Origin of the sequence: Loktanella salsilacus (genome assembly GCF_024206795.1) — a bacterium.
Lineage (GTDB): Bacteria > Pseudomonadota > Alphaproteobacteria > Rhodobacterales > Rhodobacteraceae > Loktanella > Loktanella salsilacus.
On the sequence record NZ_CP072994.1, the window covers coordinates 1,787,963 to 1,813,427 of the forward strand.

General features: G+C 63.0%; 31 protein-coding genes. 11 read left to right on the forward strand and 20 right to left on the reverse strand.

The genetic code is table 11. The annotated features are described in order from the left end of the window. The first annotated feature begins 3 nt into the window (after positions 1 to 3). Positions 4 to 576: an acetolactate synthase small subunit gene (ilvN, locus tag KBW81_RS08770; protein WP_090187604.1), complete on the forward strand. Its 573-nt coding sequence runs from the start codon at positions 4 to 6 to the stop codon at positions 574 to 576. A gap of 48 nt (positions 577 to 624) precedes the next feature. Here ilvN and KBW81_RS08775 read toward each other — a convergent pair whose 3' ends face one another. Beyond that, positions 625 to 909, reverse strand: a complete 285-nt coding sequence (locus KBW81_RS08775; RefSeq protein ID WP_254246912.1) for a hypothetical protein — start codon at positions 907 to 909, stop codon at positions 625 to 627. Between the two features lie 165 nt (positions 910 to 1,074). Here KBW81_RS08775 and KBW81_RS08780 point away from each other — a divergent pair, with 165 nt between their 5' ends. Genes KBW81_RS08780 through KBW81_RS08790 form a run of 3 tightly spaced genes read left to right on the forward strand, consistent with a single transcriptional unit; the run spans position 1,075 to position 3,868 of the window. After that, positions 1,075 to 2,010, forward strand: a complete 936-nt coding sequence (locus KBW81_RS08780) for a nucleoside hydrolase (protein WP_254246913.1) — start codon at positions 1,075 to 1,077, stop codon at positions 2,008 to 2,010. Next, positions 2,007 to 2,459 (forward strand): GNAT family N-acetyltransferase, encoded by a 453-nt coding sequence (locus tag KBW81_RS08785; protein WP_090187594.1) that lies wholly within the window; start codon positions 2,007 to 2,009, stop codon positions 2,457 to 2,459. The genes KBW81_RS08780 and KBW81_RS08785 overlap by 4 nt, the downstream gene beginning before the upstream one ends. Positions 2,460 to 2,497: 38 nt before the next feature. Further along, positions 2,498 to 3,868 carry a protein adenylyltransferase SelO gene (locus tag KBW81_RS08790; protein ID WP_254249027.1) on the forward strand — a complete coding sequence of 457 codons (1,371 nt, stop codon included), beginning with the start codon at positions 2,498 to 2,500 and terminating at the stop codon, positions 3,866 to 3,868. A 140-nt stretch (positions 3,869 to 4,008) separates the two neighbouring features. Here the strand turns inward: KBW81_RS08790 and KBW81_RS08795 are convergent, their stop codons facing one another. Beyond that, complete coding sequence (locus KBW81_RS08795; RefSeq protein WP_254246914.1) at positions 4,009 to 4,557, reverse strand: peptidylprolyl isomerase; 549 nt, start codon at positions 4,555 to 4,557, stop codon at positions 4,009 to 4,011. Next, the gene (locus tag KBW81_RS08800; RefSeq protein ID WP_090187589.1) at positions 4,550 to 5,056 is read right to left on the reverse strand and encodes a peptidylprolyl isomerase; all 507 of its coding nucleotides are present in this window, start codon (positions 5,054 to 5,056) and stop codon (positions 4,550 to 4,552) included. The genes KBW81_RS08795 and KBW81_RS08800 overlap by 8 nt, the downstream gene beginning before the upstream one ends. Positions 5,057 to 5,184: 128 nt before the next feature. Here KBW81_RS08800 and KBW81_RS08805 point away from each other — a divergent pair, with 128 nt between their 5' ends. The 7 genes from KBW81_RS08805 to KBW81_RS08835 all read left to right on the forward strand — a co-directional run bounded on the left by KBW81_RS08805 (position 5,185) and on the right by KBW81_RS08835 (position 12,116). Further along, entirely contained in the window at positions 5,185 to 6,363 is a 1,179-nt protein-coding gene (locus tag KBW81_RS08805; protein WP_254246915.1) for a phosphoglycerate kinase, read from the forward strand. Between the two features lie 133 nt (positions 6,364 to 6,496). Continuing rightward, positions 6,497 to 7,375 carry a fructose bisphosphate aldolase gene (locus KBW81_RS08810; protein WP_254249028.1) on the forward strand — a complete coding sequence of 293 codons (879 nt, stop codon included), beginning with the start codon at positions 6,497 to 6,499 and terminating at the stop codon, positions 7,373 to 7,375. 119 nt (positions 7,376 to 7,494) lie between these two features. Beyond that, positions 7,495 to 7,794, forward strand: a complete 300-nt coding sequence (locus tag KBW81_RS08815; RefSeq protein ID WP_090187585.1) for an FtsB family cell division protein — start codon at positions 7,495 to 7,497, stop codon at positions 7,792 to 7,794. Between the two features lie 130 nt (positions 7,795 to 7,924). Further along, positions 7,925 to 8,950 carry a pyruvate dehydrogenase (acetyl-transferring) E1 component subunit alpha gene (gene pdhA, locus KBW81_RS08820; protein ID WP_090187582.1) on the forward strand — a complete coding sequence of 342 codons (1,026 nt, stop codon included), beginning with the start codon at positions 7,925 to 7,927 and terminating at the stop codon, positions 8,948 to 8,950. Positions 8,951 to 8,953: 3 nt separating this feature from the next. Continuing rightward, complete coding sequence (locus KBW81_RS08825) at positions 8,954 to 10,333, forward strand: pyruvate dehydrogenase complex E1 component subunit beta (RefSeq protein WP_254246916.1); 1,380 nt, start codon at positions 8,954 to 8,956, stop codon at positions 10,331 to 10,333. Positions 10,334 to 10,345: 12 nt separating this feature from the next. Then, positions 10,346 to 11,683, forward strand: a complete 1,338-nt coding sequence (locus KBW81_RS08830) for a pyruvate dehydrogenase complex dihydrolipoamide acetyltransferase (RefSeq protein WP_090187577.1) — start codon at positions 10,346 to 10,348, stop codon at positions 11,681 to 11,683. 97 nt (positions 11,684 to 11,780) lie between these two features. Continuing rightward, positions 11,781 to 12,116 carry a carboxymuconolactone decarboxylase family protein gene (locus KBW81_RS08835; protein WP_254246917.1) on the forward strand — a complete coding sequence of 112 codons (336 nt, stop codon included), beginning with the start codon at positions 11,781 to 11,783 and terminating at the stop codon, positions 12,114 to 12,116. Here KBW81_RS08835 and cysE read toward each other — a convergent pair. The 17 genes from cysE to KBW81_RS08920 form a co-directional block, all read right to left on the reverse strand. Continuing rightward, positions 12,101 to 12,922: a serine O-acetyltransferase gene (gene cysE, locus KBW81_RS08840; protein WP_254246918.1), complete on the reverse strand. Its 822-nt coding sequence runs from the start codon at positions 12,920 to 12,922 to the stop codon at positions 12,101 to 12,103. The two genes, KBW81_RS08835 and cysE, sit on opposite strands and share 16 nt — an antisense overlap. A gap of 53 nt (positions 12,923 to 12,975) precedes the next feature. Beyond that, positions 12,976 to 13,254 carry a DUF7742 family protein gene (locus tag KBW81_RS08845; protein ID WP_254246919.1) on the reverse strand — a complete coding sequence of 93 codons (279 nt, stop codon included), beginning with the start codon at positions 13,252 to 13,254 and terminating at the stop codon, positions 12,976 to 12,978. Then, entirely contained in the window at positions 13,254 to 17,165 is a 3,912-nt protein-coding gene (locus KBW81_RS08850; RefSeq protein WP_254246920.1) for a baseplate multidomain protein megatron, read from the reverse strand. The genes KBW81_RS08845 and KBW81_RS08850 overlap by 1 nt, the downstream gene beginning before the upstream one ends. A 3-nt stretch (positions 17,166 to 17,168) precedes the next feature. Then, entirely contained in the window at positions 17,169 to 17,597 is a 429-nt protein-coding gene (locus KBW81_RS08855) for an NlpC/P60 family protein (protein ID WP_090187567.1), read from the reverse strand. Next, the gene (locus tag KBW81_RS08860) at positions 17,594 to 18,475 is read right to left on the reverse strand and encodes a DUF2163 domain-containing protein (protein WP_254246921.1); all 882 of its coding nucleotides are present in this window, start codon (positions 18,473 to 18,475) and stop codon (positions 17,594 to 17,596) included. Before KBW81_RS08860 ends, KBW81_RS08855 begins: the two co-directional genes overlap by 4 nt. Next, positions 18,472 to 19,104, reverse strand: coding sequence for a DUF2460 domain-containing protein (locus tag KBW81_RS08865; RefSeq protein ID WP_254246922.1), 633 nt, complete (start codon positions 19,102 to 19,104; stop codon positions 18,472 to 18,474). Before KBW81_RS08865 ends, KBW81_RS08860 begins: the two co-directional genes overlap by 4 nt. Before the next feature lie 12 nt (positions 19,105 to 19,116). Next, a complete protein-coding gene (locus KBW81_RS08870; protein WP_090187559.1) occupies positions 19,117 to 19,776 on the reverse strand; it encodes a phage tail tape measure protein in 660 nt (219 codons plus the stop codon). Beyond that, complete coding sequence (locus tag KBW81_RS08875) at positions 19,773 to 19,979, reverse strand: rcc01693 family protein (protein WP_254246923.1); 207 nt, start codon at positions 19,977 to 19,979, stop codon at positions 19,773 to 19,775. The genes KBW81_RS08870 and KBW81_RS08875 overlap by 4 nt, the downstream gene beginning before the upstream one ends. Continuing rightward, positions 19,976 to 20,290 (reverse strand): gene transfer agent family protein, encoded by a 315-nt coding sequence (locus KBW81_RS08880; RefSeq protein WP_090187553.1) that lies wholly within the window; start codon positions 20,288 to 20,290, stop codon positions 19,976 to 19,978. Before KBW81_RS08880 ends, KBW81_RS08875 begins: the two co-directional genes overlap by 4 nt. Beyond that, positions 20,291 to 20,707 (reverse strand): phage major tail protein, TP901-1 family, encoded by a 417-nt coding sequence (locus KBW81_RS08885; RefSeq protein WP_090187552.1) that lies wholly within the window; start codon positions 20,705 to 20,707, stop codon positions 20,291 to 20,293. A 31-nt stretch (positions 20,708 to 20,738) separates the two neighbouring features. Further along, positions 20,739 to 21,149, reverse strand: coding sequence for a DUF3168 domain-containing protein (locus KBW81_RS08890; protein ID WP_254246924.1), 411 nt, complete (start codon positions 21,147 to 21,149; stop codon positions 20,739 to 20,741). A 50-nt stretch (positions 21,150 to 21,199) separates the two neighbouring features. Next, complete coding sequence (locus KBW81_RS08895) at positions 21,200 to 21,484, reverse strand: head-tail adaptor protein (protein ID WP_254246925.1); 285 nt, start codon at positions 21,482 to 21,484, stop codon at positions 21,200 to 21,202. Further along, on the reverse strand, positions 21,481 to 22,080 hold the full coding sequence (locus KBW81_RS08900; RefSeq protein WP_254246926.1) for a head-tail connector protein: 600 nt from the start codon (positions 22,078 to 22,080) through the stop codon (positions 21,481 to 21,483). The genes KBW81_RS08895 and KBW81_RS08900 overlap by 4 nt, the downstream gene beginning before the upstream one ends. Before the next feature lie 177 nt (positions 22,081 to 22,257). Next, positions 22,258 to 23,442, reverse strand: a complete 1,185-nt coding sequence (locus KBW81_RS08905) for a phage major capsid protein (protein WP_254249029.1) — start codon at positions 23,440 to 23,442, stop codon at positions 22,258 to 22,260. 31 nt (positions 23,443 to 23,473) lie between these two features. Further along, entirely contained in the window at positions 23,474 to 24,016 is a 543-nt protein-coding gene (locus tag KBW81_RS08910; protein WP_254246927.1) for an HK97 family phage prohead protease, read from the reverse strand. A 21-nt stretch (positions 24,017 to 24,037) separates the two neighbouring features. After that, positions 24,038 to 24,244, reverse strand: coding sequence for a hypothetical protein (locus KBW81_RS08915; RefSeq protein ID WP_090187543.1), 207 nt, complete (start codon positions 24,242 to 24,244; stop codon positions 24,038 to 24,040). Beyond that, the gene (locus KBW81_RS08920) at positions 24,244 to 25,419 is read right to left on the reverse strand and encodes a phage portal protein (RefSeq protein ID WP_254246928.1); all 1,176 of its coding nucleotides are present in this window, start codon (positions 25,417 to 25,419) and stop codon (positions 24,244 to 24,246) included. The genes KBW81_RS08915 and KBW81_RS08920 overlap by 1 nt, the downstream gene beginning before the upstream one ends. Positions 25,420 to 25,465: the final 46 nt, after the last annotated feature.

A 25,465-nucleotide genomic window follows, 5' to 3' on the forward strand; every position in this document is an offset into this window, starting at 1 on the left:
AACATGTCGGCACTGAACATCAAAAAAGGCGCAAGCAGCCATTCCGCCTATGACCTCCGCTCGACCTTTGGGGATACCATCGAGCGGCACACATTGGCGGTCATCGTCGAGAACGAACCAGGGGTTCTAGCCCGCGTCATCGGACTATTTGCCGGACGCGGCTATAACATCGAAAGCCTGACCGTGGCCGAAATCGACCACACCGGGCACCTGTCGCGGATCACGATTGTGACCACCGGCACCCCGCAGGTTATTGTGCAGATCAAGGCGCAGCTGGGCCGGATCGTGCCTGTGCACGAGGTTCACGACCTGACGGTCGATGGCCCGTCGGTCGAGCGGGAATTGGCCTTGCTAAAGGTCGCGGGCCAAGGCGAAGCGCGGGTCGAGGCGCTGCGCCTTGCCGATATTTTCCGCGCCAGCGTCGTGGACAGCACGTTGCAATCTTTTGTGTTCGAAATCACCGGCACGCCTGAAAAGATCGACGCTTTTTCCGAATTGATGCGCCCGCTTGGCCTGCAAGAGGTCGCCCGCACCGGCGTTGCCGCCCTTGCGCGGGGCAAGGAAAGCCACGTTTAAACAAAACAGATTGATCCGGCGCTGCGCCGGATCAATCCTTGCAATGCATTAGGACGGGACAGCGTCCATGCTCAGCGCGCCCGCGGTGCCACCGATACCGTCGGGGCTAGACGATTCTTGGAACACGGCCTGTTGTTCGAAGCTATCCAGCAATCCATTCCCATCGGCGTCAAAGGACGCATAAATTTCCTGCGTCATACCGGGGTATTGCAGCTGCATCTGATCGAGCGTTTTTGACAGACCGTTGCCAGCGTCAATCGCACCCGTGCCCGCACAGGCAGAGGTCAGGGCAAGGGCAGCAAGAACGGGCAGAGCGGTTGATAATTTGGTCATAACAGTCACCTTTTGTTGAAAATCTATACCTTGCAAACGCATGCCGGGCAGCATTCGTTCCGCTTAGGTCCAAAATGGGTGTGCAAGCCTTTGCGCGTGACCACACGGCCCCCTTGCCCCTGCCCGTCCACCCCGCCACACTGCGCCAAATCGCAAGGAAAACGCATGCCCCGCCAGATTATCATCGACACCGACCCCGGACAGGACGACGCCGTCGCGATCCTGCTCGCCCTCGCTTCGCCAGAGCTGGAGGTGCTGGGCATCACCGCCGTGGCGGGCAATGTGCCACTGGCGCTGACGCAAAAGAACGCGCGTATCGTATGTGAGCTGGCCGGGCGCAACGATATGGCTGTCTATGCGGGCTGCGAAGCGCCGCTGGTGCGCAAACTGGTCACGGCAGAGCATGTGCACGGCAAAACCGGACTTGATGGCCCGCAACTGGCGGACCCGGTCATGCCGCTGCAGGCGGAACACGCCGTTGATTACATCATCGACACCCTGCGCAGCGCCCCCAGCGGCACGATCACGCTGTGCCCGCTTGGCCCGCTGACCAACATCGCACAGGCCTTTCGCAAAGCGCCCGATATCATTGAACGCGTGCAGGAAATCGTCCTGATGGGCGGCGCCTATTTCGAAGTCGGCAACATCACGCCCGCCGCCGAATTCAACATCTACGTCGATCCAGAGGCGGCCGCCGAAGTCTTCTTAGCTGGGGTGCCGCTGGTCGTCATGCCGCTGGATGTGACGCACAAAGCGCTGACCACACAGGCCCGCGTCGACGCGTTCCGCGCCATGGGCACCCGCGTAGGCGATATGGTTGCCGAATGGACCAACTTTTTCGAACGCTTCGACAAGGAAAAATACGGCTCTGAAGGCGCGCCGCTGCACGACCCTTGTGTGATCGCCTACCTGTTGCAACCGGACCTGTTCAAAGGCCGCCATGTCAATGTGGTCGTGGAAACCGGCTCTGATCTGACCCTGGGCATGACCGTCGCCGATTGGTGGCGCGTCACGGACCGCGCGCCCAACGCGATGTTCATGGGGGATCTGGACGCCGACGGCTTCTTTGCCCTGCTGACCGACCGTCTGGCCCGGTTATGAGCACCGCAATCGCCCTTGCCGGTCCCACTGAGGCCGAACGCGTCATGGACCTGATGGCCCGCTATCACGCGGACGCAGCGCTGCCCTATGACGACGCGCACCGCGCACAAGTGACCGGCCCGCTGCTGGACGGCTCGCCCCTTGGCGCGGTCTGGCTCATTGGCCCGAAAAGCAGCCCGCTGGGTTATGTCATGGTAACTTTTGGCTGGTCGATGGCCCATGGCGGCATGGTCGGCTGGCTCGAGGAATGCTACATCCGCCCCTCGGTCCGGGGACGCGGCATCGGCACAGAAGTGCTGCACGCCGTCGCCGTCAATCTGGGCCGCGCGGGCATGCAGGCGATGCACGCCATCCTGCCCCCCGCTGACCCAGACGCCGCCGCGCGGTTCTGTACCCGCGCCGGATTTCGCCCGGTCCGCGATGTGCGCATGATGACGGATCCGCTGTGATAGACTTCGACAACAGCTTCTCGCGCCTGCTGCCGCAGATGTTTACCGCGCAGGCCCCGACCCCGGTGCGCGCGCCGCAGATGTTGGCCGTCAATGCGGATCTGGCCGCGCAGTTGGGGATCGACGCGGACTGGGTCACCAGTGACGGTGCCCTGCGGGTGCTGTCGGGGAATGTGGTGCCAGACGGCAGCGCCCCGCTGGCACAGCTTTATGCCGGCCACCAGTTTGGCAACTGGAACCCGCAGCTGGGCGATGGCCGCGCCGTTCTGCTGGGCGAAGTCATTGGCACCGATGGCATCCGCCGCGACATCCAGCTCAAAGGCTCCGGCCGCACCCCCTACAGCCGCGGCGGCGATGGCCGCGCATGGCTAGGGCCCGTGCTGCGCGAATATCTGGTGTCAGAGGCGATGGCCGCCATGGGCGTGCCCACCACCCGCGCCCTCGCCGCCGTCGCAACCGGAGAAGACGTCATGCGAGAGACCGCCTTGCCCGGCGGCATCCTGACCCGCGTGGCCCGCAGCCATATCCGCGTCGGCAGTTTTCAGGTCCATGCCGCGCGGCAAGACATCCCCGCGCTCCAAGCGCTGGCGGATCACGTCATCGCGCGCCACTACCCGGATGCAGACGGCATTCCGGCCCTGCTCAGCGGCGTTGTCGCCGCGCAGGCGCAGCTGATCGCCCACTGGATGGGCCTCGGCTTTATCCACGGCGTGATGAACACCGACAACATGGCCGTCAGCGGCGAGACGATAGACTACGGCCCCTGCGCCTTTATGGATGCCTATAACCCGGCCCAAGTCTTCAGCTCGATTGATCGCGGTAGCCGGTATGCCTATGCCAATCAGCCCGGAATAGCGGTCTGGAACCTGGCGCAACTGGCCACGGCGCTGATCCCGCTGATGCCGGACCAAGACGCCGCGATCGAGGATTTCACGCAGCGGATCAACCGCTTCTCGGACCTCTATCAGGCGGCTTGGGTGCAGGTCTTCGGGGCAAAGATCGGACTAAGTGACCCGCAACCTGCCGACGCGGACCTGATCCAGCGCCTGCTGACGTTGATGGCGCAAGACGGCGCTGATTTCACCAATACCTTTGCCAATCTGGCCGGGCCACATGCGCAAGATCAGTTTACCGACCGCAACGCCTTTGCCGCGTGGGTCGGCGATTGGGAACAGCGCCGCGCCCCGGATTACGCGCAGATCATGGAACGCGCCAATCCGCAGATCATCCCGCGCAATCACCAGATCGAGGCGATGATCACCGCCGCCACCAGCGGCGACATGGCCCCTTTTCATGCGCTACTGCGCGCCGTCACCCACCCCTTTGATCCGCTGACCGCCGCCCGTGCCCCCTTCGCTAAACCGCCAACCATGCAAGAGGTCGTCACCGCCACCTTCTGCGGGACCTGAGCGTCTCTCTGTTTTAAAAATATCCCCGCCGGAGGCTCCTACCCGCGCCTCTGGCACAGATGCCTGCATCAGAACCATCCATGGCAGACAGCAAAACGGGCCCCGCAGGGCCCGCTCCGTTTTTTTAAACACCGTAGTGTTTATTCGGTCACGACAACCTTGGTCATCACGTCGGGCGCGCCTATGACGGACCCGTTCGGGCCGTCACCCAGCTTGATCTGATCGACCACATCCATGCCTTCGGTGACTTGACCGACGATGGTGTATTGGCCGTCCAGAAATGGGCCGGGCGCGAACATGATAAAGAATTGGCTGTTCGCCGAATCCGGGCTCTGGCTGCGGGCCATGCCGACAACGCCGCGGTCAAAGCTCAGCTCGTTGCTGAACTCGGCTTTAATGTCGGGCAATTCGGACCCGCCCATACCAGCGCGGGCTGTATCGCCGTCGACTTTGCCGAACTCGACATCGCCAGTCTGGGCCATGAAGCCCTCGATCACGCGGTGAAAGACGACGCCGTCATAGCCGCCTTCACTCGCAATCGCCTCGATCTGGGCGACGTGCAGCGGTGCGGTGTCTTCAAACAGATCGATGTGGATCGTGCCGTTGGCCTGACCCGCGACCGTGATGTCCAGACCGTCCGCCATCGCAGGCGCGGCCAGAACGGTCAGCGCTGCTGCCAGCTTAAACATCGGCAGCCACCTTGACCGAGATCATGCGGTCGGGGTTGCGGGGCGGCTCGCCTTTGGCGATGGCGTCGACATGGGCCATACCTTCGATGACGTGACCGTAAACGGTGTATTGGCCGTTCAGGAAATCGTTATCTTTGAAGCTGATAAAGAACTGGCTGTTGGCCGAGTTTGGGTTGGCGGACCGTGCCGCACCCAGTGCGCCGCGGGCGTGCGGCACTTTGGAAAACTCTGCAGGCAGATCGGGCATATCAGAACCGCCAGTGCCAGCGCGGCCGGGGTTGTAGTCCTTTTCCATGTTCGCATGCTCGACATCGCCGGTCTGCGCCATGAAGCCGTCGATCACGCGGTGGAATGCGACGTTGTCATATGCGCCAGCGCGGGCCAGTTCTTTCATGCGCTCAACGTGCTTGGGGGCGACGTCGGGCAGCAGTTGAATGACGACGTCGCCGTCCTTCAGGGTCATGATGATCGTGTTTTCTGGATCTTTGATATCGGCCATTGGGGCACCTCTTTGTTGAAAACTTGACGATGACATATGGTGGATGCGCCCCGATGCCAAGTCACGCCCGGTTGACGCGGGCGCAACCTTGCCACAGGAATACCGTCAAACAGCGGATGGAGGCCAATATGGCTTGGAAGACCCTTGATGACATGGACCTGAACGGCAAACGCGTGCTGGTGCGGGTGGATATTAACGTGCCTGTCGCAGACGGCAAAGTCACTGACACCACGCGGATCGACCGCATCGTGCCGACGGTTAAGGATATTCTGGCCGCAGGCGGCACGCCGATCCTGCTGGCGCACTTTGACCGTCCCAAGGGCAAGGTCGTGCCCGAAATGTCGCTGGCGCAGATCGTGCCGGCATTGTCCACCGCGCTGGGCCTGGACGTCACCTTTATCGACGGCGGCTACGGCGAAGCGGTTGGCAAACTGGCGGCTGGCGATGTGGCCCTGCTGGAAAACCTGCGCTTTAACCCCGGTGAAGAGGCGAATGACGCAGGTTTTGCGCAGCGTCTGGCGTCCCTTGGTGATGTCTATGTCAACGACGCGTTTTCGGCTGCGCACCGCGCCCACGCCAGCACCGAAGCCCTTGCACACCTGCTGCCCGCCTGCGCTGGCCGCTTGATGGCAGAGGAGTTGTCGGCGCTGGATAAGGCGCTTGGCAGCCCCGAACGCCCCGTCGTGGCAGTTGTTGGCGGCGCGAAGGTGTCGACCAAGCTCGACCTGCTGTCCAATCTGGTCGAAAAAGTCGACGTCTTGGTCATCGGCGGCGGCATGGCGAACACGTTCCTTGCGGCCAGCGGCATCGATGTTGGCAAATCGCTGTGCGAGCATGATCTGGCGCAAACTGCCCGTGATATCGCGGCCAAAGCTGCGGAAAAGGGCTGCGCGATTCTGTTGCCCCGCGACGTGGTTGTGGCGCGTGAATTTAAGGCAGGTGCCGCGAATGAAACCGTCAAGACCGAGGACTGCCCGCCCGATGCGATGATTCTGGACGCTGGCCCCGATTCTGTCGCGCATATCGTGCAGGCGCTGGAACGGGCCAAGACTCTGGTCTGGAACGGCCCGCTGGGCGCGTTTGAAATCGACCCATTCAACGCCGCCACCAACGCGGCTGCCAAAGCGGCGGCTGACCTGACGCGGGACGGCAAGCTGATTTCCGTTGCAGGCGGCGGTGACACGGTTGCAGCGCTGAACGCGGCAGGTGCGGCGGACGATTTCACTTACGTTAGCACCGCTGGCGGCGCGTTTCTGGAGTGGATGGAAGGCAAAACCTTGCCGGGTGTTGCCGCTCTTTCGGACTAAACCTACGCGTTAGCGCTATCACTGGTTAGCGTTAGCGCAACCATAATTGTCACTCCGCTGCCCCCTGCCTATGCAATGGCCGGGGGCATTTTGCCTAAGCAATTTCTACGGGAGTGATAGTGTGAACAAGGACATGGCAGCGCAGGTCCGCGCGGGTAACGGTTTTATCGCAGCACTGGACCAAAGCGGCGGCTCGACCCCGAAAGCGCTGGCCGCTTACGGCGTGAACGCAGACGCCTTTGGCTCTGACGCGGAAATGTTCGACATGATCCATGCGATGCGCGCCCGGATCGTCGCAGCCCCAACCTTTAACGGCGATCAGGTCGTCGGCGCGATCCTGTTCGAGGATACGATGGACCGCCAGTTCGCAGGCCAGCCTGCGGCAGAGCACCTGTGGAGCGTGCAGCGCGTCGTGCCTTTTTTGAAGATCGACAAAGGCTTAGAAGACGAAGCGAATGGCGTTCAGATGATGAAGCCAATGCCGGGTCTGGATGCGCTGCTGGACCGCGCCCATGCGCTTGGTGTGTTCGGCACCAAAGAACGGTCGGTCATTCATGCCGCCAATGCCGCTGGTATTGATGCCATCGTCGCGCAGCAATTCGAGGTCGGCAATCAGGTGCTGGCGCACGACATGATGCCGATCCTAGAGCCCGAAGTGACGATCAGCATTTCCGACAAGGCAGAGGCGGAACAGATGCTGCTGGATAGCGTGCTGCGCCACCTTGATGCCGTGCCAGAGGGCGCTGAGATCATGATCAAGCTGACCCTGCCCGAAGTCGCCGGCACCTATCAGCCGCTGGTCGATCACCCCAAGGTCATGCGCGTCGTCGCCCTGTCCGGCGGCTATGATCTGACCGAGGCGACCCGCCGCCTTGCGATCAACCCCGGCATCATCGCCAGCTTTAGCCGCGCGCTGACGCAGGATTTGTCGGCGCAGCAGTCCGACGATGAATTCAACGCCGCGATTGCCAAGACCATCGACACGATCCACGCCGCGTCCATCGCAGGCTGAGTCTTGCGTGCCACGGTTGCAATTCAATTTGCAACCGTGGCGAAAAGGCTGTTTTACCGCCCGCTTAGGTATGCAATTTTGCCTGCAATGCGCCCGTCAGAGGCGCGAGTGAGGCACGTATGAACGAGAGCAGCCGCCCCGGTTTGGGCACCTTAATCTATTTCCTGCTGACCCTGATGCTGGGGCTGTATTTCACCTTTGCCGCCATTCAAGGCGACTATGGCATCTTTAAACGTGCCGAAGTGGACGCTGAAGCGCAGGCCTTGGAAATCGAACTGGCGGCTTTGCAGATCGAACTGGATGGCATGGAGAATCTGACCAAACGCCTGTCAGATGACTTCCTTGATCTGGACCTGCTGGACGAGCAGGCGCGCGATGTGCTGGGCATGGTCCGCACCGACGAAATCGTCATTCAATAACCGTAGCCAGCACCGGACACAGGCGGCGTGCATAAATCCGCGTGATCGGATTGCCTTACGTCACTTCAGGCTTTATCATCCCTAGTTAGTTTAACACTAAACTATCTGTTCTAGCGCAGAGGGAGCGACCATGCCGCCGAAGAAGCCAGATACCAATTCGCAAAAACGCGGGGCGAACGTCTCTGCCGAGGAATTGCTGGGTCATTACCGCGAAATGCTGATGATCCGCCGTTTTGAAGAAAAGGCGGGCCAGCTATATGGCATGGGCCTGATCGGTGGCTTCTGCCACCTTTATATCGGACAAGAAGCGGTCGTCGTCGGCCTAGAGGCTGCTGCCTCGGAAGGCGACAAGCGCGTCACATCTTACCGTGACCACGGCCACATGCTGGCCTGCGGCATGGACCCCAAGGGGATCATGGCCGAATTGACGGGCCGCGAGGGCGGCTTTTCAAAGGGTAAGGGCGGGAGCATGCATATGTTCTCTAAGGAAAAGCATTTTTACGGCGGCCACGGCATTGTGGCAGCGCAGGTGCCACTAGGTGCCGGTCTGGCGTTCGCCGACAAATACCTTGGCAACGACCGCGTGACCTTTGCCTATTTCGGCGACGGCGCGGCGAACCAGGGCCAGGTCTATGAGACCTACAACATGGCGGAACTTTGGGATCTGCCGGTGATTTTCGTGATCGAGAATAACCAGTACGCGATGGGCACATCTGTGCAGCGGTCCACCAAGTCGCCATCCCTGTGGGAACGCGGCGCGGCCTACGGCATTCCGGGCGAAGAAGTTGACGGCATGGACGTTCTGGCGGTCAAGGCTGCTGGCGAAAAGGCCGTGGCGCACTGCCGCGCTGGCAAGGGTCCGTATATCCTTGAAGTGAAAACATACCGTTACCGCGGCCATTCGATGTCGGACCCGGCGAAGTACCGGACCCGCGAAGAAGTGCAAAAGATGCGCGACGAGCGTGACCCGATCGAGCAGATCCGCGAGATGCTGCTGACCGGCAAGCACGCCACCGAAGATGACCTGAAGGCCATCGACAAGGACATCAAAGCCATCGTCAACGAGGCCGCCGAATTCTCGAAAGAGAGCCCGGAGCCCGCGCTGGAAGAGCTTTGGACCGATATCTACGCAACTGAAGCTCCGCAGGAGGCCTGAGCCATGGCAACTGAAATTTTGATGCCCGCCCTGTCCCCCACGATGGAGGAAGGCACGCTGGCAAAGTGGCTGGTCAAAGAGGGCGACAAAGTCGCCTCTGGTGACATCCTAGCCGAGATTGAAACTGACAAAGCCACGATGGAATTCGAGGCTGTCGACGAAGGCGTGATCGGTAAGATCGTCGTGACTGAGGGCACCGAAGGTGTGAAGGTCAACGATGTGATCGCCGTCCTGCTGGAAGACGGCGAGTCGATGGACGACGTGAAATCCGAAGCCCCCAAGGCAGCGGCCCCTGTCCCCGCCGACAAAGAACAGTCGTCCGAAACCGCACCTGCGGCGGCGATGTCGCACCCAGAACCCAAAGCCCCCGACGCCAGCCCCGATTGGCCCGAAGGCACGGAAGTGAAATCCACGACCGTTCGCGAAGCCCTGCGCGACGCGATGGCCGAGGAAATGCGCCGCGACGACACGGTGTTCCTGATGGGTGAAGAAGTCGGCGAATACCAAGGCGCGTATAAGATCAGCCAAGGTTTGCTGGACGAATTTGGTGCCAAGCGCATCATCGACACCCCGATCACAGAGCACGGCTTTGCCGGTATCGCGGTCGGTGCGTCCTTTGGCGGTCTACGTCCCATCGTGGAATTCATGACCTTCAACTTCGCCATGCAGGCGATGGACCATCTGATCAACTCTGCCGCCAAGACGCTGTATATGTCCGGCGGCCAGATGGGTGCGCCCATGGTGTTCCGCGGTCCCAACGGTGCGGCGGCCCGCGTGGGTGCGCAGCACAGCCAGGATTTTGCCGCATGGTTCATGCAGATCCCCGGCCTGAAAGTTTGCATGCCGTATTCGGCTGCAGACGCCAAGGGTCTGATGAAATCCGCGATCCGCGATCCGAACCCGGTGATCTTTCTTGAGAATGAAATCCTGTATGGTCGCAGCTTTGATGTGCCCGTCATGGACGATTTCACGATCCCCTTTGGCAAGGCCAAGATTGAACGTGCCGGCGACGATGTGACCATCGTATCCTTTGGCATTGGCATGACTTACGCCCTGCAAGCTGCTGAAAAGCTGGCAGAAGACGGGATCAGCGCCGAGGTGATCAACCTGCGTACGCTGCGGCCGATGGATACGGAAACCATCCTCGCGTCCGTCCGCAAGACCAACCGCTGCGTCACCGTCGAAGAAGGCTGGCCGCAGGGCAGCGTCGGCGGCTACATCAGCGGCGTGATCATGCAAGAAGCGTTCGACTATCTGGACGCGCCGGTCATCACCTGCACCGGCAAAGACGTGCCGATGCCCTATGCTGCCAACCTTGAAAAACATGCCTTGCTGACCGTCGATGAAGTCATCGCCGCGGTCAAAAAAGTCACCTACCGGTAAGGAGCCAGAGCGATGCCTACAGAAATTCTGATGCCCGCCCTGTCCCCCACCATGGAGGAAGGCACACTGGCGAAATGGCTGGTCAAAGAGGGCGACACCGTGTCGTCCGGTGACTTGCTGGCTGAAATCGAAACGGACAAGGCCACGATGGAGTTCGAGGCCGTCGACGAGGGCGTGATCGGCAAGATCATGGTCGCCGAAGGCACCGAAGGCGTGAAAGTGAACGCCGTGATCGCCGTACTGTTGATGGACGGCGAAAGCGCTGATGACATCGGTGCGGCGTCTGCGCCAAAGGCTGCGGCGTCATCCAACGCGGCCCCAGCGGACGCACCCAAAGCGGAAGAGCCCGCCAAGGGCTATGGCCGCGACGGCGATGCAGCGCAGGGCGACAAGGCCCCAGTGAAAGACGGCAACCGCGTGTTTGCGTCGCCTTTGGCGCGGCGCATTGCGGCGGATAAGGGTCTGGACCTGTCCGGCATTCAAGGCTCGGGCCCCAAAGGCCGGATCGTGAAGGCTGACGTCGAAAATGCGACAGCCCAGCCCAAAGCTGCGGCCTCTGCGGCCCCGGCAGCCAAGGCCGACGCGCCAGCGGCTGCGAAGGGTGCGGCGATGGCCTCTGGCCCATCGACCGAGCAAGTCATCAAGATGTATGACGGGCGTCCCTTTGAAGAGGTCAAGCTGGACGGGATGCGCAAAACGATTGCAGCCCGCCTGACCGAAGCCAAGCAATCCGTGCCGCACTTCTATCTGCGCCGCGACATTGTGCTGGACGATCTGATGAAGTTCCGCGCCCAGCTGAACAAGCAGTTGGAAGGCCGCGGCGTCAAGCTGTCGGTCAACGACTTCATCATCAAGGCCTGCGCGCTGGCCCTGCAACAGGTGCCAGAGGCGAATGCCGTCTGGGCCGGTGATCGTACGCTGAAGTTCACCAAATCCGACGTCGCGGTGGCTGTCGCCATCGAGGGCGGGCTGTTCACCCCGGTGCTGAAAGACGCCGAGATGAAGTCCCTGTCCGCCCTGTCGTCCGAGATGAAGGACCTGGCCACCCGTGCCCGCGACCGCAAGCTTGCGCCGCATGAATATCAGGGGGGCAGCTTTGCGATTTCGAACCTTGGTATGTTCGGCATCGACAACTTTGACGCCATCATCAACCCGCCGCACTCTGCGATCCTTGCGGTTGGCGCTGGCGCGAAAAAGCCGATTGTTGGCAAAGATGGCGAACTCGCCGTCGGCACAGTGATGTCCGTCACCCTGTCCGTTGACCACCGCGTCATCGACGGCGCGCTGGGGGCGAACTTGCTGAATGCGATCAAGGACAACCTTGAAAACCCGATGACGATGCTGGCCTAAATCCAGCTTAGGCCCGGGCGTTGATATGGATCAACGCCCGGCGCAAGACATCATGCGAAACGGGCTTCTGTAGCGATACAGGAGCCCGTTTTCGTACATGGATTGGAAAAATCACCTTGCCGAGGCGTCGGCCAACCTAGGTAAATTCCGCAAGGCCGCGCCAGAGACCGCCAAAGGTTTTGGCGCTTTGTCGCAAGCCGCCCTTGCCGAGGGCCACGTCAGTTTGCGTCATAAAGAGCTGATGTGCATCGCGATTGGCATCGCAAAGCAATGCGACGATTGCATTGGCTTCCACGTCAAAGCGGCCATCGCCGCAGGTGTGACCCGCGAAGAGATTGCAGAGACGATATCGGTGGCGATGTATATGGGCGGCGGGCCGTCGTTTATGTACGGAGCCCGCGCGCTAGAGGCCTTCGATCAGATGAGCGTCTGACCTTCGTCCGCCAGAATATGGTTCATCGACAGGGCGGGCTGCGCGCAGCCTGCCTCGCCCACGATTTTAGCAGGGACGCCAGCGACGGTTTTCATCGGCGGCACATCGTGCAGCACGACAGAACCCGCAGCGATCCGGCTGCAATGGCCGATCGTGATATTGCCCAGCACCTTCGCACCCGCGCCGATCAGAACGCCGTTCCCGATGGTCGGGTGACGCTTTTCCTCTTCCTTGCCAGTACCGCCCAGCGTGACGGAATGCAGCATGGAGACGTTGTCGCCGATCACGGCAGTTTCGCCCACGACGATGGAATGCGCGTGGTCGATCATGATGCCCTTGCCGATGGTCGCGGCGGGGTGGATGTCGACGCCAAACACCTCTGACACGCGCATCTGCACGAAATAGGCTAGGTCAAACTGTGCGTCTTTCCACAGCCAGTTGCTCAAGCGAAACGCCTGAAGTGCCTGATATCCTTTGAAAAACAGTAGTGGCTGCATCAGCCGGTGGCAGGCGGGGTCGCGTTCCATCGTGGCGACCAGATCGGCGCGGGCGTCTTGCACCAAACCGCGTGTCTGGGCGTAAGCGTCATCCGCGATATCGCGGATGTTCTGCGCCGACATTTCGGACGACTCGAGCTTCATCGCGATTCGGTAGGCCAAGGCGTCGTCAAAGCCTGCGTGCTGAATGATACCAGCATGCAGCATTGACCCCATGCTGGGGGATGCGGCAACGGCGCTGCGCGCCTCTTCGCCGATCTTTTCCCACACCGGGTCGATGCTATGAAGTTTCGCCTGAATATAGGCCATTGCAAACTTTCCTCGCCGTTCCTCGCATAGGATATAGCGTCTGTTGCGGAAAATCAAAGGGGCCGCTTTCTGACAATGCCGTCAAAACAGATTGCAACGCGCGGCGATAGGCGCTGGGGCGGCGCAAGTTTGCCCCCCGCTAAGGCCATCGCAGCCGCCGCCACTGTCCCATCGCCCCAGACCGGGTGCCGCCGCCCAAGCCGTTTGCGAAACCGGTCCGCCAGCCGCGCGCCGGCGACCAGACGGGCGGCCGCATCATCCTGCGCGCCCGCCGGCTGCGCCAAGACGGCGCGGGCCGCGAGATCCAGATCAGTCAGATGCACCGGGCGCATTAGGACACCGCAAGCCCCGTAAAAGGGCCAGTGCCATAGCGCGCGGACAGCTGCGCCACCGTCACGACATAGCCGCCGGACACACCGTCAGCCGCCTGCATCGCGGCGGTATAGACCCAGCCGGGCGCATCCACGCTTTCTTCACGGCGGACCGCATCGCCTTGGCGCACTTGCACGACATAGGTCTGCGTTTCTTCGCCAAGCGGGACGTCACCGCGCCCCCAAAGATCACCGTCGATCCGCGTTTGCCTGATCCACGCAAAGCGCAGGTCGCCAGCGCTGCGGGCTGCGCGCAGATGCACCACCGGATAGGGGCGCAGGCCATTGCCCTTGATCGTTTCCACCACATGACGATAGCTGCCGTCAGTGACCGCCCGTTTCACAGGGCCATAGCGGAAATGACGCATCCGCCCCCGCGCGGCGGTCGGGATCGTGATCTGCGCGGGACGGCCATTCATGATGACAACGCGCGATCCTGCGGGCCACGCATCCGGCATCATGGCACTGCTGCCGCGCTGCCCGCGCAGCAGTTCCGTCAGTTGATAGGTCAGATTGCCCGTCAGCTGCGCCTGCGCAAACTGCACGATTTCCCAGTTGTCTGCGCTGCCGTCCCCGATGGCCAGAACGTTTGCCCCCGCCAAAACCGCCTCTGGATCAACCGCCTTCAGCGCGCCGCTGACCAGCTTGACGGTCAGCGTCTGGCGATCCCATAGTCCGGTGCGCCCGCGGTTGAGCGGCGCTTGCAGCGTGCCAATCACGCTGCGATTGCGCAAAACGTCTTGCAGGACATAATCACTGTCCTGCGCCGCCGCATAAAGCGCAACGCCCCCCGCCCATGGGGTCGACGTCGCTGCAAAATACGGCTCGTGCTCGCTTTCATCGCCGCGGATCAGGGGCAGGTCCATGAACAAGCCTGCGATCGGTGTCGGCGCGGTATAGGACGACAGACGCGCGCCTTCCTCCAGCCGCTGCTGAGGGGCGTAGATTTCGGGATCAACGCGGGTGGCATCGACCAGCCGCAAGCCTGCCTCCTCGATCCGGTCAATCCGGTAGAGGCCAGACGCCGCGCCGTCGTCCAGATCAATCACATCCCCCGCCCCAAGGTCGCCCTGCGACGGTGGCAGCGCCAGTGTCAGACCATCGCGGGCGACGGCGGCCTCGTTGATCCAGCGGGCCGCGATCCGCGCCCCCTCGCCCCGGGTCAGGCCCAGCGCAAATTCGCTGCGGGTGACGCCGGTCGCGGCATGGCTTGGATGGATCGCCTCGGCCACGGCGACCTCGTAATCGCCCTCTGGGTCGACATAGCCGACCTGCACGCGGCCCTCGACCTCTGCCTGCGGCTGGCGCGTCATGACGACGTCAGAGGCATGTTCCGGGTCCTGCGCCAGATCGTCCCGCGTCAGCCTGCGCAGGGGCAGACCGTCGCGATTGGTAAACACCAGCGCACCGCCGCGTTCCGCGACCTCTATCCCATAAGCTAGCAGCAAAGGCTGCAATTGCGCCCGGGCAGAGCTGATGTTGTCCACCGCATAGCCGCGCACCACGCCGTACAGGCGCGACACATCAACCGCCGTCACCCCGGCGTTTGCGCAAATCTCGGCCACGACACCGGCAAGGGTGCGCGACACCGCCCGCCCGTTCAGCCAATGCCCGCGCATGTAATTGTCGCCATCCGACCACAGCGCCGCATTGCCCGGAAAGAACGGATAAGGCCTTGCGTCCCAGCACCAGACATGCGCCCGCGCCATATCCAGCATCGGCCCGTTATAGGTGGCAGAGCGGGATCGCGGGTTCGCCCCCGGCGCGGCAAAGTGGCGATAGATCGCCCGCAGATACTGCATCTGCATAAAGTCATCCCGGCTGCCGTTGGAATAAAAAGGCAGCAGACTCTCCGATGACTTGGGGTCCAGAAACTTGTTCGGCTGGTTGGTGCCTTTGTCGATGGCGGCGCAGCCGAATTCGGTGAACCAGAACGGCTTGCTTTCCGGCTCCCACGCGGTTTTCGCCGCCACGCGCTGGCCGCCGATGCGGTTGTGGTGATCATTCTGCCACCATCCCGTCAGGTCCTTGTAACGCCAGACCCACGGCTCGCCGTCGCCGTCTGTAATCGGCGTGCGGATTTGCGCATCGCGGGCCTCTGGCGAATGATAGAACCAATCATAGCCTTCGCCGCCCGCCACGTTCCCCGTCAGGTAATCAAGGTTGTAGATCGCGCCAAAGCCTGCATCGGCATGATCGGTGCCATCGCGCCAGTCGGACAGCGGCATGTAGTTATCAATGCCAATGAAATCGATATTCTCGTCCGCCCACAGCGGATCAAGGTGAAAATACTTATCCGCCGTGCCGCTGGGCTGATAGCCGTGATATTCCGACCAATCCGCAGCATAGCTGATCTTGCAGTTCGGCCCCAGAATGGCGCGCACTTCACCCGCCAACTGCCGCAGTGCTATCACCGCAGGAAAGCTGTCGCCCGCCCCGCGAATTTGCGTCAGGGCGACCATCTCTGACCCGATACAGAACGCCCCCACACCGCCCGCCGCCTTGCACAGGTTGGCGTAGTGCAGGATGAAACGGCGATAGCGCCATTCAGCTGGGCCGCTATAGCGCACCGCGCCATCCACAATGCTGAAATCACTGGGCTGCGCGGTCCCCATAAAGGCCTCAACCTGCGCTTGCGCCGCCGCACTGCGGTCGGGCGAGCCTGCCTGCCCCGGTGCCAGCGACAGCGTCACCCTGCCCCGCCACGGCAGCTTGGGCTGGCCAGCATCCCCCGTCCACGGGTTCGGCAGGGTATTGCCCGGCATCTGCTCCATTAAAATGAACGGATAGAACATCGGCGCAAAGCCTTTGTCCTTGAGCCCGCGAATGCTTTCGATGACAGAGGCATCCGACGGTGTGCCGCCATAGACGGGCCGATCGCCCTGACGTGGCACAAGGCCCGCCTGCCCGCGCGATGTATCCGCCACGCGCCAAGGCATCGTGTCGCCGTCCACCTCTTGCTGCTCGACCAGCGGCCTGACTTCGCAATCGGCGCAGCGCAGGTCATTGCCAAACCACGACACGACCAGACTGACAGACCCGCAGTCCGGCAGCTCCTCTGACAGCGCAGTGATAGAGGTGGCGAAATCCGTCTCGCCGCTGGGCGAGTTCACGTTGATCGCGACCTGCTCGCCGTAGGCCGCCGACAGGTTCACCTGCGTAGTGGCAAGCGAATACTCTCCGGTTCCCGGGATCAGCGCCACGCCGCGCACGGCACGGGCGATATCGCTTTGATCCTGCGGCGCGCCGTCCTGTGCCGGGCGCATGACCTCGAATGTGAACTGCGGGACGCGGTTGCCGAACTGGCCCAGCGCAAGGTCTTCGAAGACGACATAGGCCGTACCGCGATAGGCGGGTGCATAGGCGGCCCCCTCGACCGCTGCGATCTTGGGATCAGGCGCTTGATCCTGCGCCCCTGTATAGACCCGCATATTAAGCGCGAGTGGCGATACCTCTTCGCCGTCCGCCCAGATACGGCCAACGCGCGCGATCTCTCCCTCGCACAGCGCCACCGCTAGGCTGACGGTATAGCTATAGGTCGTCGTCGCAGGCTGCGCCCCCGCGCCCTTACCGCCCCCTGTGGTTTCGGCGCTTTCGGCAAAGCGGCTGGCCCAGATCACATGACCGCCCAGCCGCATCCGCCCGTGCAGACGCGCAATCGCGCCGCCCTCGCCGGTGCCGGTCAAACGAAAGCGGTCCACGCGGCCAACCTCGACCGCTTCGCTGCCTGCGCCAAGGATCCGCTGGTCGATCACCCGGCCCAGCACCGCCCCCGCCGCGCGACCCACCGTCGCCATCGACAGCCCCATGACAGAGCCCCCAAGCGATCCGCCCAGCGCCATGCCTGCGGCCGAAAGAACCAGCGTTGCCATGTGTTATCCTTCCTGAAATTCGAAACGTGCCACGATCCGCCGTACCCAAGGGTCCGGCAGCGGGCTCTCCACCACGCCGTGGCGGGTGTATGCATGGATAAAGGCGGGCGCGGCCCCTGCAGCTGACACGATGCCCAGATGCTTGGCCACAGCGCCCTGCCGCATGCGAAACAGCAGCACCTGCCCCGGCACCAGCGTATCGCCCTGTGCGGGCCGCAGATGCCGCCGGGCCGCGTGCCACAGCACTTCCTCGCCCTGTGGCTCTGCCCAATCGAGGGTATAGTTCGGCAACCGCTCCGGCTCTGCCCCATACAGGTGCCGCCAGACACCGCGGATCAGCCCCAGACAATCGCATCCCGCCTGAAAGCTGGAGGCTTGGTGCACATAGGGCGTGCCGATCCAGCGCCGGGCCTCGGCCACAACGGCGCTCATCGCCAAAGGCTCCCGCCGTCGCCGGTATCATCGCTACGCGGCACGCTCATCAGCCAGTCGTCGGTCGGCATATCGGGAAAACCGCGAAAGTTCACAAGGTTGGCGAATTTCGCGCGGCAGGTATCCGCCCGGCGGTCACACCCCGCGACCAGCCGTACTGTATCGCCCACAGCGACATCCGCCCGCAGCGCCTGCCACAAAACAATCTCGCGCAGGCTCCCCTTGATCCGGTCCACCTTGATGCCAGCCTTCAGCCCCTTGGCAGCCCCCGTCAGCACCTCGAAATGCCCCTGCTCGAACCAACGGTCGGTATATCCCGCGCTTGCGAACACAAAGCTGCGCTGATCGCTTAGCGACTGCACCCCCAGCGTTACGGCAAAGGCGGCGTCTTGCGTATTCACACCGCAGGCCGCATCCCCCAGCACCGCATCACAGGTGCGCAAAAACGTGCGCCCCGTGGGTTGGTTCAGCAGATCCGTCAGCCCGCGCAATTCCACCTGAAACTGCCCCGCGTGATGGGTAATCTCGCCCACCTGCCCGCGAAACCGCAACTGCCGCGCGCTCACGTCATCCCAGCGCACCAGCCAATTGCGCACTTCGGCCGCGTCATAGCGGCCTGCGCGAATATCCTCCGCTGTGATGACATCCGCTTGCAGCAGCCCCACCGCCTCGGAATTATCCACCGCCAGGCCAGAGCTTGCCGCCAGCGCCCGCGCGCTGAGCCCGCTATCCGCCAGAAAGGTGATCCCATCGAACGCAAGCGGCCGGTCGTGGTCGGTAAAGCCAAAGGTCACGCCATCATCCCGCGTGATCGACCAACATTGGCACACATGGCTCGCGCCTGTGCCCAAATGCGCAAACAATCCCGCCTCGCTCATACCCGCACCTCGACCACTGGCACGCTGGGCGCTTGCCCCGCCTGAAAGCTGGACACAGACGTTTCGATCCGGTCGGTGTCGAACCGCACCGGCACATCGAACTCAAAGCCCGCCGTGACCTCTGCCCCTGCGTCCGGCGCATCGGCAAAGGTCACCAGCCCCGTGGCTGTATCTACGGCAAAGTCGATGCCCTCTTGCACCTCGTCCCCGCCCACAGCGATCCGCACAGTCCCGGCAACAGGTTTGGCGATCGGACGGGCATAGGTCTGCTCTCCGCTCACGTATCGCTTCACCAGTTGGATCACGCGGGTCACATCGTCCCCCATCGCAATCAGCTGATCGCCATAGGCAGGCGTCTTGGACGGGGCGCAGGATTTGTAGTCGCCCCAGTCCTTCCACCGAAACCCGTGCAACTGCCCCTCGCGCGCTTCAAAGAACGCGGTCATCTGGGCGATATCGTCCAAGGACCGCAGCCCCACCCCCGCATCAAAGCGGCGGCGCGAATGGGCCCAGGGCGTGTTGCGCTCCTCATAGCCATTGGCCAGCGTCACAATCTCGGTGCGGCGCTCTGGCCCGCCGGTCGCGCCAAAGCTTAGGTTCGCCGGAAAGCGTATGTCGTGAAATGCCATTATCCTGTTCCCCTACCTGTTCCGCTGACCGCGCCCGAGTACGCGCCCCATCTGGGCGGCGATCTGGGCTTGGCTGCGTTGAAAACTTTGCGCGTCTGGTGTCGTGACATGCATGGTGACGTTCACGCTGGAACCGCCCCCGCCGCGCACGCCAAGGCGGCCATCCGCGCCGCGTGCCAGCGGCATGATCGCCTCTGGCCCCGCTTCGCCCATCAACCCGGTGCCGCCGCGCATCCCGAATGTCGTGGGGCTACTGACCACGCCCCCCTTGGCAAAGGGCATCACCCGCCCTTGGGCAAACGGCGCGCCTTGGGCAAAAGGCATCACACCCGACACAGCGGCGTTGATCCCATCCGATAGCAAACTGCCGGCCTGCTTCATCACCGGATTGATCGCCGCCGCATAGGCTGTGTCGATCATGGATTTCGCCACACCGCTCAGCGTGTCCGACAGGGACTTGCCGTCAAAGATGAGACCGTCAAACGCCCGCCGCAGCCCGCCCGCAAAGCCGCGTTCCAGATTGCCTAGATCCCGTGTCGTCTCTCCCAGGCTCACCTGCATATCCCGCAACGTCGCATCAAAGGCCGCCGCCATCCCCGCGGTGTCGCCCAGTGTGCGTTCCAGCGCGGCGGCATTCGCATCCAGCCCGTCTATCTGATCAAGTTCATTCATCTGTCCGGCTCCTTTCGCGGGCCGTCCGGAAACGCCCGCAGCAATGCGTCAAAACCACTGCGCCCCAGCGGGCGCAGGTCCACCCGCTGCCCCAGCATCAGCGCAAGCTCTGCCGGGGTCAGACGCCAGAACTGATCCGGCGTCAGCCGCAGGCCGTGCAGGCCCGCCTGCATCAACCCGGCCCAATCCAGCCCCGCGCTCATGTGGGGGGCGTAAAGGCGCGCGCCAGCAGCTCTGCCGCCACCCGCGCCGCCCCCACCGGCCCGCCCGCCAAATCCGCGCTTAGCAAATCCGCCGCCGTGCCGCGCCAGCCGCCGCCGCGCAAACCCGCGACCAGCAGCGCCATCACGTCGGCGCCGCGATAGCGCCCCGCCTCGAACCGCTCGACCAGATCGACCAGCGATCCCGCCGCCAGCGCGGCCTCCAGCTCTGCCAGCGCGCCTAATGTCAGCTTGGCGACATGGGGCACACCGTCGATGGTCACGCAGACCTCTCCTGCCAGCGGGTTCACCATTTACAGCGCCGCGACAAAGCTGATCTGGCCAGCGCTGGTCAGCGACATCTCATAGGTTGCCTCGCCATCGAACGTGCCTGCGTATTCGATAGAGGTAATCTGAAACGCCCCCTCGATCGTGCCAAAGGACGGGATGATCACCTGAAACTTCGGCGTCTCACCGTCAAAGAACACCTGACGCATCCGTTCGTCCGTCTCGGCATCGCGAAAAATGCCAGAGCCTGAGATGCTCGCTGTTTTCACCCCCGCGCCTGCCAGCAATTCACGCCAGCCGCCCGCGCTCTCTAGGCTGGTGACATCAACGCTTTCGGCGTTGAAACTGATCCGCGTCGCCCGCAGGCCTGCCGCGCTTTCGAACAGGCCGTCGCCGGTCATGTCCACTTTGACCAACAGGTCCTTGCCACTTTGTGCTGCCATGTCATTGCTCCTTGATTGAATACGTTAGGCGTCAGTCGTCCGACACGCGTGCCCGGAAAATCAGATCGATGCGGCGGGTGTCGCCTGTGCCCACCCGCGCCGCTGCGGCCTTGTGAAAGCGAAAGCCAATGACGCGACCCCGGCTCAGCGGCAGCGTCGCGCCCAGCAGCGCATCACTCACCGCTGCCGCCGCCTTCTTGGCTGACGCAAAGCCCGCCCGGTCCGTCACCACCGACACCGTGAATTCATGCACCGCGCCCGCGCCGCTGCCGTCAGAGGCATCGGTCACCTTCTCGCTGCCCAGCGCCACATAGATGCTGGGCACATCCCCCGGTGGCAGCGCGTCAAAGACCGCCGTGCCCACCAGATCGCCCAGCGCCGCATCCGCTGTCAGCCGGGCAAAGACCGCCGCCTGCAGCGCCAAAGACATCGCATAGCTCATCGCGCCACCTCCTCTGCCGCGTGGCAGACCAGATACCGCGCGCGGCTGTCCTACTCTGTCACCGCCAAAATCGCATAGACGCGGCTGCCTTCGCGAAACCGTTGCCCGGCGATGGGCCGCGCATCGGACCCCGCCTGCGCCGCGCGCACCGTGATCTTCAGCGGCACCCGGCTTAGCTGCAGCGCATTTGCGCCCCGCGCCGCCCCGTTGCCCGCCTTGATCTCGGCCCACAGCGTGCCCAGCGGCTGCCAGCTTGTGGCAAAGCCCCCCGCCAGATCAGGCGTGCGCTGTGCAGCCTCTAGCACCAGCTTGCGGTTCAGCACTGGCAAGGTCATGTCCGCCCCCCCATGAACAGGCGCACCGTGCGATAACGCTCGATCAGCCCTGTCACGGTGAACGGCATGCTTGCGCCATGCAGCGCACCATCGCTGCGGTATTCGTAAAAATGCGCCGCCAGCAGCATGACCGCCTGCGCCAGATCAGGCGGCAGGTCCGACCACTCTGGCCCGTAGCCTGCCAGCAAGGTCACATCGACACGGCCACCGCGCGGCACGCTTGGCAACGTCGCCCCCACCGCGATCAGCGCGGGCCGCTGCATATCCGGCTCCAGCGCATAGCGCTGCGGCGAGGCGGGCACCGCCGTGCCATTGCGGTCGATCTGCGTCACAGACCCGATCGCGCTAACCGGGGCCAGCGGCAGTGGCTGGCGATCAACCTCGCGCCACGCGGTCACGCTCCAGCGAAACTCGCGCTCTAGCAGCACCTTGCCCGTGCGCGCCTCGATCGACGCCAGCGCCGCACGCAAAAACGCCTCCAGCACCTCGTCCTGCAACCCGTCATCGGCAAAGCCCGACCCCAGTCGCAGATGGTCCTTCAACCCTGCCACCGGAAGCGCGGCGGCTGGCGCGCTGCTTAATTCGACTAACATCATGGAAATTCTCCGCAAATCTTGGTGGCATCTGGGTCTGACCGGTGGTCCGGGTGCGCTGCCACCCCGCATTGCTTGACGGAAGTAAGCAGCTGGACAACGCAGGGGTGTTCCTCCTGCGCAGCGCACCCGGCGTCTGCGCTGCGGCTGCCTCCCCAGGCCCGCAGCGCAGATCCTCGATCAGGCGACCGCGAACTTCAGCAGCTTGATCGCTGCAAAGTCACTGACGGCACCGCCAACGCGCTTGGTGGCATAGAACAGCACATGCGGCTTGGCGCTGAACGGATCGCGCAGCACGCGCAGATCGGGGCGTTCGGCGACAGTGTAACCCGCGCCAAAGTCACCAAAGGCAATCGGCGTGGTGCCATCACCCGCATCGGGCATGTCTTCGGCAATCAGCACCGGATAGCCCAGCAAACGCGCAGGCTCCCCCGATGCCAGACCGTCGGACCACAGGAAACGGCCATCCGCGTCCTTCAGCTTGCGCACCGATCCCGCGGTACGAGAGTTCATGACAAACACAGCGCCCGCGCGGTATTCAGCGCCAAGCGCATAAACCAGGTCGATCATCGCATCGGTCTCGCCCAGCTCGCCATTCACGCCCGTCGGCACATAGCCGATGTTGCCCCAGGTCCAGACGTCGTTATCCACGCTGGGATAGGACAGAATGCCCTTGGGCTTATCCACCCCGTCACCGTTCACAAAAGCAGCCGCTTCAGAACGGGCAAACTTGTCCGCAATGCGCTGCGCCAGCCAGCCTTCGATATCGAACGCGCTATCATCCAGCAGACGCTGGCTTGCCTTGGGCAGCGCCGACAGCTCGTGCAGCGGGATGGTGATGCGGTCGATGACGGGGGTGTCAGTCTCGTCCTGCGATGCGGTCTCGGTCGCCCAGCCCGCACCCATTTCGGTGTGATCCACCAGCACATCATAAGACGTCGCATCCACATTCACGACATTGGCAATCGCGCGGATGCTGGCCGTCGTGGACAACGTCGACTTGATCGTGTCCGACGTCTGCGGGTCGACTAGATAACCGCCGTCGCCCGACACCGCCGTCGACATGCCTTTGCCTTCCAGCGCCAAACCGCGCAGACCGTCATCCTCGCCAGAGCGCAGATAAGCGGCAAAGGCTTTCTGGTGCGGTGCCTCGACCTCAGCGCCCATCGCCAGTGCGGGGCGGTTCATCATCATCGTCTTGCGATCCAGCTTGTTCATTCGGTCATCCTGTTTTTGCAAAGTGGCGGAAATGCCGGTGGAAAAGTCTTTAAATTCAGCCACAAAACCGCTGATCGCGGTCCGCAGCTCCTCGGCCGGAGAAGACAGAGCTTCCCCGGTCCGAGACTCTTTCTCGGGTGTCGTCATCATGATCCTCTCGAGGTTGGTTTGGCTGCGATCAGCCTTGGCGCAGCGCCGCCGCGGCATCGGTAAACACCGCCGCCAAATCACGCAGCGCAGCACCGCCCGGGTCCTCGGCCTTGGCCGCAACCCGTGCATCGGGAAGCATGGGGAAGGTCACCAGCGACACCTCCCACAGCTCCAATTCTGACAAAAGACGCCCGCCCTTGTCGTCCTTTGTGGCCCGCAGCGTGCGATAGCCGATGGACAGCCCGTCAATCGCCCCCGCCGCCACAAGCGCCGCCGCCTCGCGGCCCTTGGCCACATCGGTCAGGATACGCCCCTTGACCCACAGGCCCCGTGCATCCTCGCGCACCTCGTCCCACACGCCAATCGGCTGGGCCGGGTCATGCTGCCACAGCATCTTGACGCTGCGCCCCTTGGCCTTCAGCTCCGCTAGCGACGCGGCATAGGCCCCCTTGGCCACACTGTCGCCGCCTTGATCGCGCTGTTCAAACAGCGACGCATAGCCCGAAATCTCGGTCCCATCCGTGACCTGCAACACCGTCTCCGGGGCGCAAAACTTATGCTCTAGCGTCATCCTCAATCCCTCCTGTCACACTTACACCCGCGCCAGATGGCGCAAGATTTCCAGCACCAGCAGACCGCTCGCCCCGCAAGCAAGGCCCCAGACCTGCCATTCCAGCCGCCGCAGCAAACGCTCGATCCCCGACAGCCGTGCGCCAATCTGCGTGTTCCAAGGGTCATCCCCCCGCACGGGCGCATCGCTGCGCGGCGCAACCGTCAGTTTGACGATCTTCTCGCGCATCACTCCACCTCCTGCGCCGGCAGCCCCAGCAACCGCCGCTTTTCCGCGTCACTTAGGAAACTGGCCTCGGACACCCGCCGCCACTGACTGTCACGCTCGCCCGACAGCGCCGCGATCTGGTCAAGGTCGGGGCGAATATCCAGCCGCTCGCCGCTGAAATCGGACAGCCAGTCTGCAATCGCGCTCGTCACCCGCGTCGCAAGCGGCAGCACCGTTAGCCGGTAAAACGCCCGGTTCGCCTCTTGGTAATTGGCGTAGGTCGCGTCCCCCGGGATGCCCAGCAGCATCGGCGGCACACCAAAGGCAATCGCGATCTCGCGCGCGGCGGCCTCTTTGGTTTTCTGAAACTCCATATCGGAGGGCGAAAAGCCCATCGGCTTCCAATCCAAACCACCCTCCAGCAACATCGGTCGTCCCGCATTGCGCGCGCCTTGATGTTGGCTCTCCATCTCATCCACCAAACGCGTGTACTGATCGTGGCTCAACTGGCTTTGCCCATCCGCGCCGCGATAGATAATCGCGCCAGACGGCCGTGCCGCATTATCCAGCAGCGCCTTGGACCAAGCGCTTGCCGCGTTATGCACATCGACCGCATTCGCTGCCCCCTGCATCGGGCTGAAACCATAGTGGTCGTCTTGCGGATGAAAGCTCTTGATATGGCACACGGGGCTGACATCCCCCGCGACGTCAAAGCGCGCCTTGCGCCCGCCGACCGTGTATTCATAGGCGGCAGGCCAGCCATCCGCGCCAGGGATCACCCGCATCCGGTCCGACCGCAGCACATGCATCTCGACCGGCAGACCACCCTCGCCCACACCTTCCAGATAGGCGTTACCGTTCAGCAAAAGCTGCCCGTAAACCGCCTCCAGCAACTCTGCCGTGCCCTGCGCGCCGTTAGGCCGCGCCAGCAGATCCTGCACCGGATGCGTGTCATACCGCTGCACCCGGTCCTGCACGACCAGCGGCAGCGCAGCTGCTGCCTCTGCAATCAGCTTCACCGCGCGAAATCCCACAGGGTTCGTCAGAAACCCGGACCGCGTCAGCGTGCCCGTATCCCGCGCACCCCAAGCCGCCCGGCCATGGCTGGCAATCGCCACCAAAGGACCAGCAGCAGAGGCTTTGACCTCTGGCACCGCCTCCGCGCGCCCAGCCCCCTTGCCGAAGAATTCAAACATCGCCACCTCCTTGGTCCCGCCGCACGTCATTCGATATCAAATGTTC